Annotated in this window: 14 protein-coding genes; 12 read left to right on the forward strand and 2 right to left on the reverse strand. The window is 71.2% G+C overall.

Annotation, left to right across the window (positions count from 1 at the left end; all coding sequences use genetic code 11):
• Positions 1-28: 28 nt before the first annotated feature.
• Positions 29-2155, reverse strand: a complete 2127-nt coding sequence (locus tag VH969_RS12945) for an elongation factor G-like protein EF-G2 (RefSeq protein ID WP_331973960.1) — start codon at positions 2153-2155, stop codon at positions 29-31.
• A gap of 215 nt (positions 2156-2370) precedes the next feature.
• Here VH969_RS12945 and pdxS point away from each other — a divergent pair, with 215 nt between their 5' ends.
• Positions 2371-3279 carry a pyridoxal 5'-phosphate synthase lyase subunit PdxS gene (gene pdxS, locus VH969_RS12950; protein ID WP_331973961.1) on the forward strand — a complete coding sequence of 303 codons (909 nt, stop codon included), beginning with the start codon at positions 2371-2373 and terminating at the stop codon, positions 3277-3279.
• 95 nt (positions 3280-3374) lie between these two features.
• Here the strand turns inward: pdxS and VH969_RS12955 are convergent, their stop codons facing one another.
• Positions 3375-3932, reverse strand: coding sequence for a helix-turn-helix domain-containing protein (locus VH969_RS12955; RefSeq protein WP_331973962.1), 558 nt, complete (start codon positions 3930-3932; stop codon positions 3375-3377).
• Between the two features lie 78 nt (positions 3933-4010).
• Here VH969_RS12955 and VH969_RS12960 point away from each other — a divergent pair, with 78 nt between their 5' ends.
• From VH969_RS12960 to VH969_RS13010, 11 genes are all read left to right on the forward strand, one after another.
• On the forward strand, positions 4011-4715 hold the full coding sequence (locus VH969_RS12960; RefSeq protein ID WP_331973963.1) for an AzlC family ABC transporter permease: 705 nt from the start codon (positions 4011-4013) through the stop codon (positions 4713-4715).
• Complete coding sequence (locus VH969_RS12965) at positions 4712-5044, forward strand: AzlD domain-containing protein (protein WP_331973964.1); 333 nt, start codon at positions 4712-4714, stop codon at positions 5042-5044. Before VH969_RS12960 ends, VH969_RS12965 begins: the two co-directional genes overlap by 4 nt.
• A gap of 31 nt (positions 5045-5075) precedes the next feature.
• Positions 5076-5699, forward strand: coding sequence for a pyridoxal 5'-phosphate synthase glutaminase subunit PdxT (gene pdxT, locus VH969_RS12970; RefSeq protein ID WP_331973965.1), 624 nt, complete (start codon positions 5076-5078; stop codon positions 5697-5699).
• 73 nt (positions 5700-5772) lie between these two features.
• Complete coding sequence (locus VH969_RS12975; RefSeq protein WP_331973966.1) at positions 5773-6525, forward strand: YebC/PmpR family DNA-binding transcriptional regulator; 753 nt, start codon at positions 5773-5775, stop codon at positions 6523-6525.
• A gap of 16 nt (positions 6526-6541) precedes the next feature.
• Positions 6542-7111: a hypothetical protein gene (locus VH969_RS12980; protein ID WP_331973967.1), complete on the forward strand. Its 570-nt coding sequence runs from the start codon at positions 6542-6544 to the stop codon at positions 7109-7111.
• The gene (locus tag VH969_RS12985) at positions 7108-7632 is read left to right on the forward strand and encodes a DUF4262 domain-containing protein (protein ID WP_331973968.1); all 525 of its coding nucleotides are present in this window, start codon (positions 7108-7110) and stop codon (positions 7630-7632) included. The genes VH969_RS12980 and VH969_RS12985 overlap by 4 nt, the downstream gene beginning before the upstream one ends.
• Positions 7629-8123 (forward strand): GNAT family N-acetyltransferase, encoded by a 495-nt coding sequence (locus VH969_RS12990; RefSeq protein ID WP_331973969.1) that lies wholly within the window; start codon positions 7629-7631, stop codon positions 8121-8123. The genes VH969_RS12985 and VH969_RS12990 overlap by 4 nt, the downstream gene beginning before the upstream one ends.
• 58 nt (positions 8124-8181) lie before the next feature.
• On the forward strand, positions 8182-8757 hold the full coding sequence (locus VH969_RS12995; protein ID WP_331973970.1) for a zinc ribbon domain-containing protein: 576 nt from the start codon (positions 8182-8184) through the stop codon (positions 8755-8757).
• Positions 8758-8835: 78 nt separating this feature from the next.
• A complete protein-coding gene (locus tag VH969_RS13000) occupies positions 8836-10575 on the forward strand; it encodes a metallophosphoesterase (RefSeq protein ID WP_331973971.1) in 1740 nt (579 codons plus the stop codon).
• A 108-nt stretch (positions 10576-10683) separates the two neighbouring features.
• Positions 10684-11040: a VOC family protein gene (locus VH969_RS13005; RefSeq protein WP_331973972.1), complete on the forward strand. Its 357-nt coding sequence runs from the start codon at positions 10684-10686 to the stop codon at positions 11038-11040.
• Positions 11037-11208 (forward strand): ArsR family transcriptional regulator (locus tag VH969_RS13010; protein ID WP_331973973.1); only part of this gene is annotated, 172 nt, incomplete at its 3' end. The genes VH969_RS13005 and VH969_RS13010, both read left to right, overlap by 4 nt.

The raw sequence follows: 11208 nt of genomic DNA on the forward strand, positions 1-11208 counted from the left end.
GACCGCACCCGAGCAGGGGGCGGAACTATCAGGTGACCTGGGCGGCCAGCGACTCCGGCAGCGCGTCGAAGCGCACGAACCTGCGGGTGAACGTCGCCGAGCCGGAGGTCATCGAGCGCAGGTCGATGGCGTACCGGAGCAGTGACGTGGCCGGGACCTCGGCACGCACGATGCTGTAGCCCGGGGTCTCGTCCGCCTCCGTGCCGAGCACCCGGCCGCGGCGGCTGGACAGGTCACCCAGCACCGCGCCCAGGTGGTCGTCCGGCAGCCGGACCGCCACCTCGTCGACCGGCTCCAGCAGGGAGATCCGGCCGTTCGCCGCCGCGTCCTTCAGGCCGAGCGAGCCGGCCATCTGGAACGCCGCGTCCGACGAGTCGACGCTGTGCGCCTTGCCGTCGAACAGCGTCACCCGGATGTCGACCACCGGATAGCCGGCCTGCAGGCCCTTCTCCAGCTGCGCCCGCACGCCCTTCTCCACCGAGCCGATGAACTGCGAGGGCACCGCGCCGCCGACGACCTTGTCGACGAACTCGAAGCCGGACCCGACCGGCAACGGCTCGACGTCGATGTCGCACACGGCGTACTGGCCGTGCCCGCCGGACTGCTTGACGTGCCGGCCCTTGCCGCGCGCCTTCCCCGCGAACGTCTCGCGCAGCGCGATCTTCACCGGCTCGGTGTCGACGTCCGCGCCGCCGGCCTTGAGCCGCGCGAGCACAACGTCCGCGTGGGCCTCGCCCATGCACCACAGCACGAGCTGGTGGGTCTCCGCGTTGCGCTCCAGCCGCAGCGTCGGATCGCCCGCCACGAGCCGGGTGAGGTTGCGCGACAGCGCGTCCTCGTCGCTGCGAGTCTTCGCGACGATCGCCACCGGTAGCAGTGGCTCGGGCATCTTCCACGGCCGCATCAGCAGCGGCTTGTCCGGGCTGGACACGGTGTCGCCGGTCTCCGGCGAGTTGAGCTTGGTCAGCGCGCAGATGTCACCGGCGACGCAGTGCGCGACCTCGCGCAGGCTCGAGCCCAGCGGCGAGTAGATGTGTGCCACCCGCTCGTCGACGTCGTGGTCCTCGTGCCCGCGGTCGGCCATGCCGTGCCCGGAGATGTGCACCGGCCGCTCCGGGCGCAGCGTTCCGGAGAACACCCGGACCAGCGAGACGCGCCCGACGTAGGAGTCGATCGCGGTGTGCACCACCTCGGCCACGAGCGGCCCGTCGGGGTCGGCGGCGAGCGAGGTCGTGCCCGAGCCGTGTACGTCGGCGACGTCGGGTACCTCGTGCTCGAGCGGGGACGGGAACGCGCCGGTGAACGCCTCGAGCAGTTCCGCGAGGCCGATGCCGCTGGTCGCGCAGACCGGGATCACGGGATGGAAGGACCCGCGCGCCACGGCGGTCTCGAGGTCGGAGATCAACGTCTCGGTCTCGATCTCCTCGCCCTCGAGGTAGCGGTCCATGAGGGACTCGTCCTCGCTCTCGGCGATGATTCCCTCGATCAGCTCGTTGCGGGCCTCGTCGATGACCGCGAGGTCGCCCTCGTCCGGCTCGCTCACCTTCGGCGGGTAGCCGCCGGAGTAGTCGAAGAAGCGGCGCGTGATCAGGCCGAGCAGGCCGTCCTTGCCACCGGTGGCGGGCAGGTACAGCGGCAGGACGCCGGCACCGAACGCCTCCTGGCACGCGGCGATCTCGGCCGCCGCGTCCGCGCGCTGGTGGTCCAGCCGCGCGATCACCACGGCCCGCGGCATCTTGACCGCGGCGCACTCCTCCCAGAGCGCGACGGTCGCCGGGTCGACGCCTTCCGCCGCGGACACGACGAACAGCGCCGCGTCGGCGGCGCGCAGGCCGGCCCGGACCTCGCCGACGAAGTCGGCGTAGCCGGGTGTGTCGATGAGGTTGATCTTGATGTCGTTGTGCACCAGGGGGGCGACGGCGAGCCCGACCGAACGCTGCTGGCGCTGTGCGGCCGAGTCGTGGTCGCAGACGGTGGTGCCGTCGGTGACCGACCCCGCCCGGGGGATCACGCCCGCCGCCGCGAGCAACGCCTCGGTGAGGGTGGTCTTCCCGGAGCCCGAGGGCCCCACGAGAACGATGTTCCGTACTTTGGCGGGATCGTCTACAGCGACCGCGGCTCCGCCGTCACCGTTGTCCGTGTGCTTGCTGGCCATGAGACTCACCTCTCCGTCGGACCGCACTGTCAGCCGGAACGTCTGTGCTCGATCTCACACCTGTTTACCAGCCGCGACAACCCCACTGTCGTCGGCGAGACACCAAGAGTTCACGGATCTCGAAGTGGCCTGGCGAGATACCTCGGAATTGGCACGGAGGAGAAGGCCACGTCGCTCCTAGACTCGGAAGGGAATCGAGGAGAAAGGAACTACGGGTGTCTGACGCAACCACTTCCACCACGCCGGAAACCGGCACCGCGCGGGTCAAGCGCGGCATGGCGGAGATGCTCAAGGGCGGCGTGATCATGGATGTGGTCACCGCCGACCAGGCCAAGATCGCCGAGGACGCGGGCGCGGTCGCGGTGATGGCGCTCGAACGCGTACCCGCCGACATCCGCGCGCAGGGCGGCGTCGCGCGCATGAGCGACCCGGACCTGATCGACGGGATCATCAACGCCGTGTCCATCCCCGTGATGGCCAAGGCGCGGATCGGTCACTTCGTCGAGGCGCAGCTGCTCCAGGCGCTCGGCGTCGACTACGTCGACGAGTCCGAGGTGCTCACCCCGGCCGACTACGCGAACCACATCGACAAGTGGCAGTTCACCGTGCCGTTCGTGTGCGGCGCGACGAACCTCGGCGAGGCGCTGCGCCGGATCACCGAGGGCGCGGCCATGATCCGCTCGAAGGGTGAGGCCGGCACCGGCGACGTGTCGAACGCGACCACGCACATGCGCAAGATCCGCGCGGAGATCAAGAAGCTCACCTCGCTGCCCACCGACGAGCTCTACGTCGCCGCCAAGGAGTTGCAGGCGCCCTACGAGCTCGTCAGGGAAGTCGCGAGCGCGGGCAAGCTGCCGGTCGTGCTGTTCACCGCGGGCGGCATCGCCACCCCGGCGGACGCGGCGATGATGATGCAGCTCGGCGCCGAGGGCGTGTTCGTCGGCTCGGGCATCTTCAAGTCGGGCGACCCGGCCAAGCGCGCCGACGCGATCGTCAAGGCCACCACCTTCTACGACGACCCGGACATGATCGCCAAGGTCTCCCGGGGACTCGGCGAGGCGATGGTCGGCATCAACGTCGACGACATCCCCGAGCCGCACCGGCTGGCCGAACGCGGCTGGTAGTCGGGTCGCGCGGGACGCAACCCGGCCACCGGTACGTCCCGAACCGAACGGTGCCATGCCAACGCGACCGAGAGTCTGAGTTCCGGGGAGGCGGATCAATGCTCGGACACCATGACCGAGGTGGTGCCGGGCTCGAGTGCCTCGAAGACGTGCGGGAGGTCGCCCGGGTAGGCCACGTAGTCGCCCGGGCCGATCTCCACCGGGTCGTCCGCGATGCCGATGCGGGCCCGGCCCGAGCAGAGCACGACGTGCTCGACGACGCCGGGCATGTGCGGGTCCGACTCGCGGACCGAACCGGGTTCGGCCGTGATCAGGTAGATGTCGCGGCGTGCGTTCGGCGGGCAGGACGCGAGCAGCGTGGCGACGTAGTCGGCCCGCTCGGAGAACACGGCCGGACCCTCGCCGGCGCGGATGATCTGCACGGCGGGACGTACGGGCTCGACCAGCCTGCTGAACGGCACGTCGAGGGCGACGCCGAGCGCCCACAGCGTCTCCACGCTCGGGTTGCCGCTCCCGGCCTCGAGCTGGGAGAGCGTCGACTTCGCGATGCCGGCACGCTTCGCCACCTCGGAAAGCGACAGGCCGGCGCGGGTGCGCTCGCGCCGCAGGGACTGCGCGATGACCTCGAGCGGGGCTCCGCGCTGTTGCGTCATCGGTACTCCATGTGTTCGATGTATCGGTCACGTCGTTCGCCTTGACGAACGACGTGTGTGTGTTCATCATAGGAGACTATGCGTTCGATTTGGCGAACCCTGGATGCGGCGTTGCGCCGCGACCTGCTCGCGGTCGTCCTCGCGATCGGGGTCGTCGGCGTGTCCTTCGGCGCGATCGCGGTGTCGACCGGGCTGCCGTGGTGGATGCCTTCCCTGCTCTCGGTGCTCGTGTTCGCGGGCGGCTCGCAGTTCATGGTGGTCGGCGTGGTGGCCGCGGGCGGCGGGCTCGTGGCCGCCGTGCTCGGCGCGTTGCTGCTCAACGCCCGGCACCTGCCGTTCGGCCTCGCGATCGGCGACGTCATGGGCCGGGACGCACGGCGGGGTCTCGCGGCACGCCTCTTCGGCAGCCACCTGCTGATCGACGAGTCGGTCGCCTTCGCCATGGCGCAGAAGGATCCCGCTCGCTCGCGGGCGGTCTTCTGGGCGCTCGGCTCGGCCGCGTTCGTCGTCTGGAACCTGGGCACCCTGGCCGGGGCCCTCGCGGGCCAGGGCATCGGCGACACCGACGCGTTCGGCCTGGACGCCGCGTTCCCCGCGGCCCTGCTGGCGCTCGTGCTGCCGGCGCTGCGCGGGAACCCGCGTACCCGCAACGCCGCACTGCTCGGCGCCGCCGTCGCGCTCGCGACCACGCCGTTGCTGCCCGCCGGAGTTCCGGTGCTGCTGGCCTTGGCCGGGCTGGTCGTGCTGATCCCGGCACCGAAGCGGGCGGAGGTCCCCGCGTGACCGTGACAGCGATCCTCGTGCTGGCGGCCGGGACCTACGCGTTCCGGGTGGCCGGGCCCCTGCTGCGGAATCGGATGGCGCGGACCCGCGGTGGCGAGGCCGCGCTGCCGCCGCGGCTCACCGAGCTGATGTCGGTCGCCGCGACCACGCTGCTGGTCGCGCTGATCGCCACCGCGACGCTGACCGATGCCGGCTCGTTCGCCGGCGTGGCGCTGCCGGCCGGCGTGCTGACCGGGGGAGTGCTGGCGTGGCGCCGGGCACCGTTCGTGGTCGTCGTGATCGCGGCCGCGGTCGTGGCGGCCGGGCTGCGGGCGCTCGGCGTCCCCTAAGTAGACTGGCGAAATCGGGAGGTCAAACACGGTGTCACCGCTCATCGGGGTGCTCGCGTTGCAGGGCGACGTCCGCGAGCACCTCGCGGCGCTGCAGGCGTCCGGCGCGCGGGCCACGATGGTCCGGCGGCCCGCCGAGCTGTCCGAAGTGGACGGCTTGGTGATCCCGGGTGGTGAGTCCACCACGATCTCCCGGCTGCTGGAGACCTTCGAGTTGCTCGAGCCGTTGCGTTCGCGGATCGCGGACGGCCTGCCGGCCTACGGCTCGTGCGCCGGGATGATCCTGCTCGCGAGCAAGGTGCTCGACGGCCGGGAGGACCAGCACCAGCTCGGCGGGCTGGACGTGATCGTGCGGCGCAACGCCTTCGGCCGGCAGGTCGACTCGTTCGAGGAGGACCTTGAGTTCACCGGGGTCGGCGGCACGCCGGTGCACGCCGTGTTCATCCGCGCGCCGTGGGTCGAGTCGGCATCGCCCGAGGTCGAGGTGCTCGCGCGGGTGAGCGATGACCCGGACGTGCCTGGTGGCGAGGTGGCCGCCGGTAGGATCGTCGCCGTCCGGCAGGGTCCCGTGCTCGCTACCGCGTTCCATCCGGAGCTGACCGGGGACACCCGCGTACACAGACTGTTCGTGCAGATGGTGGAGGAAGTGTCGTGAGCGGAGCTTGCGGAGCGAACCGGATAACACAGTGCGACCGCGAGCGGCTCGACCGAGCCTGTGAGGGGGAGCTGTGAGCGGCCACTCAAAATGGGCGACTACCAAACACAAGAAGGCCGCCCTTGATGCCAAGCGCGGCAAGCTGTTCGCCAAGCTGATCAAGAACATCGAGGTCGCCGCGCGCACCGGTGGTGGTGACCCCGAAGGCAACCCGACGCTGTTCGATGCGATCCAGAAGGCCAAGAAGAACTCGGTCCCGCAGGACAACATCGAGCGCGCCCGCAAGCGCGGCGGCGGCGAGGAGGCCGGCGGCGCGGACTGGCAGACGATCATGTACGAGGGCTACGGCCCGAACGGCGTCGCCGTGCTGATCGAGTGCCTGACCGACAACCGCAACCGCGCGGCCAGCGAGGTGCGCACCGCCATGACCCGCAACGGCGGCAACATGGCCGACCCGGGCTCGGTGGCGTACCTGTTCAACCGCAAGGGCGTGGTCATCCTGCCCAAGAACGACCTGTCCGACGACGACGTGCTGATGGCCGTGCTCGAGGCCGGCGCCGAGGAGGTCAACGACCTCGGCGACAGCTTCGAGGTCGTCTCCGAGGCGACCGACCTGGTCGAGGTCCGCAAGGCGCTGCAGGAGGCGGGCTACGACTACGAGTCCGCGGAGGCGAGCTTCCTCCCGTCGGTCAGCGTCCCGCTCGACGCCGACGGCGCGCGCAAGGTGTTCCGCCTGATCGACGCGCTCGAGGACAGCGACGACGTGCAGAACGTGTACGCCAACTTCGACGTCTCCGACGACATCATGGCCGAAGTCAACGCCTAGGTGAATGCGCGGGTGAATGCTTAGGGTCTGGCGGCTGCTGGTCGCCACCAGCGCGTTCGTCGGCTTCGGTTACGCCGTGGCCACCTTCCACGAGCCGTGGCACGCGCTGAGCCAGCAGGCGTCGCTGGTCGCCGGTGTGGTGTACGTGGGGCTCGCGGTGCTCGGCCCCCGCGCGGAGGTGCTCGCCACCTGGCTGCGCGGCGGGATGGCCGTGCTGCTGGCGCTCGTCTGCGTCACCTACCTGACCGTCATCGACGGCGACCTCGACACCACGGCGTCCCTGTTCGAGCACCTGGTCACGCCCGTGCTGGTGCTCGCGGACTGGGTGCTCGGCGGCCGGACTCGCGCGGTCCGCTGGTGGTACCCGCTGAGCTGGGTGATCTTCCCGGCCGCGTACCTGACCTACTTCGTGCTCGCCGACGTCCGGCTGTACCGCAGCTTCCTCGACCCCGGCGCCGCCGACTTCGGTGTGACCGTGGCCGAGTTCCTCGCGGCGCTGGTCGCGGCGGGCTACGTGCTGTACGGCATCGCCAAGGTGCGCGGCCCGGCTCCCCGGCCGGCCCTCGCACCGGAGGAGGCCCGGTGACCCCCGAGGAACTGGCCGAGCTGACCGACGACGAACGCGCGTTGCGCGACAAGCTGATCGCCGACGCGGACGAGTACGGCACCGCCGTCGTCGAGGTGCCGGCCGCCGACGAGCGCAGCGGGCCGTACGCGTTCACGGTCGGCGCGTGGCGGCGGTTCGGCGTGCCGGAGGCCATCGTCGTCGGGCTGCCGCCGGGCCTGGGCGCCGACCTCGTCAACCTCTACGTCAAGCGCGCGGCCGCGGGGGAGCGGTTCGTCACCGGCATCCGGTACAAGGACTTCTTCGCAGGCCGGCCGGTGGTGTTCGAGCGCGTGTTCAAGGGCCGGTACCCGGAGTTCTTCGGCAGCGCGTTCCTCGTGTACCCGAAGGGCGACTTCCCGGCCGTGCAGATCATCGTGCCCACCGAGGACGTGATCTGGCCGTGGCACCCGCACGCGCCGGAGGGGTTCGCCCGCTGGCAGCCGATCCTCACCGACAGCCTCAAGCCGGAGAGCTGGACGCCGGGCGTCAACGGCCCGTGATCGTCCACATCGGACCACTGGCGGCGGAGTACGCGGGTGAGGCCCTGACCGTGCAGCGCGCCGCGTACGTCACCGAGGCCCAGCGCTACGCCGCGCCGGACCTGCCGCCGCTCCTCGAGTCCCTCGACGACCTGCGCGCCGACCTGGCCTCGGGCCGGCCCGCGTTCGGCGCCTGGCTTGGCCCCCGGCTCGTCGGCAGCGTGCGCGGCCGCCCGGACGGCGACCGGATGGAGATCAGCCGGCTCGCGGTCGCGCCCGACCTGCAGCGCATGGGCATCGGCGGCCGGCTGCTCGCCGCGGTCGAGGCCGCCGCACCACCGCGGGTCCGCACGATGTGGCTGATCACCGGTGCGGAGAGCGACGGGAGCCTGGCGCTGTACCGGCGGGCCGGATACACGGTCGTCGGGCAGGACACCGACGCCGCCGGCGTCACGCTCGCGGTCCTCGAGAAGCCGGTGGAAGGCCATCGCGTGGTGCCGCGTCCGGGTTGATCCACCGGGGCGTACCCTCTGCGCGTCGCCGATTTCCGATCACTGGGGGGAGAGCCGGTTGATCATTTACGGGTGGCAGCAGTACGCCCGGGTGCTCGCGGTCCTGCAACTGCTGTGCAGCCGTTGCGGCAACACCGGCGACCACGTGCTGCGCAAGCTGACCACGAAGTTCACGCTGTTCTGGATCCCGCTGTTCCCGATCAACAAGAAGCACACGCTGTTCTGCACGGCGTGCGCGTCCGAGCAGAAGCTGCCGAAGGAACAGGCGCTCGCCATGGCCGCCGACCCCCGGGCCGTGGTGCAGCAGGAGCCCGGGGTCGCGGCGGCCGCTGTGCAGCAACCCGCGTTCGGCCCGGCGCCCGGCGCGCAGCCGCCGTTCCCGCAGTCCGTCCCGCAGTCCGTCCCGCAACCCGCGTTCGCCCCGCACCCCGGTCCGCAGCCGGCGTTCGCACCGCAGTCCCGTTCGCGGCAGACTTTCCCGCCGCCCGGAGCGGGATACGGCCTGCCGTCGGGCCCGCAGCCACAGTCCTTCCCACAGTCCCATTCGCAGGGACCGCCCGGCTACCCGCCCCAGCCGTACCCGCAACAGGCGTTCCCGCTGCAGGGATTCGAGCCCAGCCACCCGCAGCGGTGAGAACGGCGCGCGTCCCCGTAGCGCAGCACGGCCCCGGACCGACTTGATCTCGTGGGAGCCCACGACGAGGAGATGCCCATGGAGTCCCTACCGGCGCCCAGGGTGGAGCGGTCCCGGCCGACCGACATGTCCGAGGAGCAGCTGGGCTTCCGGACGCAGTCGGCGGTGCGGTGGCTGCAGCCGAGCGTCCTGGTCAGCACCGGCGCCCAGTCGGTGACGGCGGAGATCTTCGGATCCTTCGCGGACAAGCGAGAGCTGCAGGGCACGCTGTCGTCCAAGGTGTACCGCCACGACGAGGGCGGGGAGCTGTGGCTCGACTTCGTCGCCGACCTCGGGGACGGGTTCGACGCCACGTACTCGGTCGCCTCGCTGCTCGCCTCCGCGCAGCTGCAGCCGAAGGGCGCCACGGAACCCCTGCCACGCGGTCGGATTCTCGTCATGGGGGGCGACGAGGTCTACCCGGTCGGGTCCACCGAGGCCTACGAGGACCGCAGCAAGGGCGTCTACCGCGCGGCCCTGCCGGTCACGCCGCCCGAGGAGCCGCGCCTGTTCGCGCTGCCCGGCAACCACGACTGGTACGACGGGCTCACCTCGTTCCTGCGTGTGTTCGCCCAGCGGCGGCCCTTCGGCGGCTGGCTCACCGAGCAGACCCGCAGCTACTTCGCGTTGTCGCTGCCGCAGCGCTGGTGGCTGTACGCGATCGACACGCAGTTCGACGACTACATCGACGCCCCGCAGCTCGAGTACTTCCGCACCGCGGCCGACGACCTCATGGCAGGCGACGCGGTCATCCTGTGCACCTCGACACCCGCGTGGGTGCCGGCCGGCTCGGGCGGGCGGACCAAGGGCTACGACACGGTCGAGTTCTTCCTGCGCGAGGTGATCCGCCCGCGCGGCGCGACCGTGCCGGTGATGCTGACCGGCGACAAGCACCACTACTCCCGCTACGCCGAGCGCGACGGCACCACGCAGCGGATCACCTGCGGGCTCGGTGGCGCGTACCTTGTCGGCACGAACACGTTGCCGCGCGAGCTGCAGCTGCCGCCGGCCAAGTCACGGGTTCGGGCACCGGCCACGGTCCGCCGGTACGACCTGGCCGCGCGCTACCCGGGCAAGACGCAGTCGGAGTGGCTGGCAGCCGGCGTGTTCCGCCTGCCGTGGCGCAACCCCGGCTTCTGGGCGCTCACCGGAGCCGCGCAGACGGCGATGTCGCTGGCCGTCCTGTTCGGACTCGCCGAGACCGCCGACCCCACCCGGCGCGGGGTGTTCGGGTTGCTGGCCGCGTGGGCGCCGTCGGCGATCGTGGCCGCGATACCGATCTTCGGCGGCATCGCGTTCGCCCGCCTCGACCAGCCGAAGGCGAGCACGACCAACGCCCTCGCCGGCGTCGCGCACGCGATCGTCCACTTGGCACTCAGCGTCGGCTGGGCGGTGGTCGTGCGCTGGCTCTACCACGACGTGCTGCCCGACGGTCTCACCGCGGACTGGCTGATCTTCGTCATCGTCGCGCTGGCCACGCCGTTGCTGATCGGCTTCCTCGATGCCGAGCTCGTCGCGCTGTACCTGCTGATCGCGAGCCGCTTCGGGATCAACTCCAACGAGGTGTTCGCCGGGCAGAGCCTGGAGGACCACAAGGGGTTCCTGCGCCTGCACATCGGTACCGACGGCGTGCTGACCGTCTACCCGATCAAGCTGCCGCGGGTCTGCCGCGAGTGGCGGCCCGATCCGGGCGGCGCGCCGACCGACCCATGGCTCGTGCCCGAGCAGCCGCTCGAGCCCGAGCTGATCGAGACTCCGATCCGGATCCCGAAGGCGTGAGCGGCCGGCGCGGCCCGGCTGGTCGCGTCCGGCAGCGCACGCGGGGAGCTTGACCCTTCTGTCAGCGAGAGCTAACGTTAGCCCTCACTGACAGAAGGAGGTATGGACATGGCACAGCCAGTGGCGTTCTTCGAGGTCGTCAGCCCGAACGCGGAGCGCGCGCAGAAGTTCTACGGCGAGCTGTTCGACTGGCAGGTCTCGGCCGATCCGGAGATGGGCGGCTACGCGCTGGTCGACACCGGCGCCGGCGAGGACGCGATCGGTGGCGGCATCGGGCCGTCGTCCGAGCCGGGCGAGGCGGGGGTGAAGATCTACATCAGGGTCGACGACCTGGACGCCTACCTCGCGCGGGCCGAGCAGCTCGGTGGCAGGAAGTTGGTGCCGCCGACGGACCTGCCGGGCGACTTCGGGAAGTTCGCGATCTTCACCGACCCGGACGGCAACCAGGTGGGGCTCTGGGCATGAACCCCGACCCGACCGACGAGGCGCTGCGGGCTCTGGCCGAGCCTCGGCGGCGGGACATCCTGCGCCTGGTCGCCCGTGACGAGCTCGCGGCCGGGGAGATCGCGGCGGCGTTCGACGTCAGCCGGACCGCGATCAGCCAGCACGTGACCGTGTTGAAGAACGCGGGCC

The sequence above is a fragment of the Actinophytocola sp. genome, from assembly GCF_036555685.1.
GTDB lineage: Bacteria > Actinomycetota > Actinomycetes > Mycobacteriales > Pseudonocardiaceae > Actinophytocola.

Excerpts from the sequence above, each read along its gene's own strand:
- VH969_RS12945 (WP_331973960.1), bottom strand. The coding sequence starts at position 2,155 with ATGGCCAGCAAGCACACGGACAACGGTGACGGCGGAGCCGCGGTCGCT.
- VH969_RS12955 (WP_331973962.1), bottom strand. The coding sequence starts at position 3,932 with ATGACGCAACAGCGCGGAGCCCCGCTCGAGGTCATCGCGCAGTCCCTG.
- VH969_RS12960 (WP_331973963.1), top strand. The coding sequence starts at position 4,011 with ATGCGTTCGATTTGGCGAACCCTGGATGCGGCGTTGCGCCGCGACCTG.
- VH969_RS12980 (WP_331973967.1), top strand. The coding sequence starts at position 6,542 with ATGCTTAGGGTCTGGCGGCTGCTGGTCGCCACCAGCGCGTTCGTCGGC.
- VH969_RS13000 (WP_331973971.1), top strand. The coding sequence starts at position 8,836 with ATGGAGTCCCTACCGGCGCCCAGGGTGGAGCGGTCCCGGCCGACCGAC.
- VH969_RS13005 (WP_331973972.1), top strand. The coding sequence starts at position 10,684 with ATGGCACAGCCAGTGGCGTTCTTCGAGGTCGTCAGCCCGAACGCGGAG.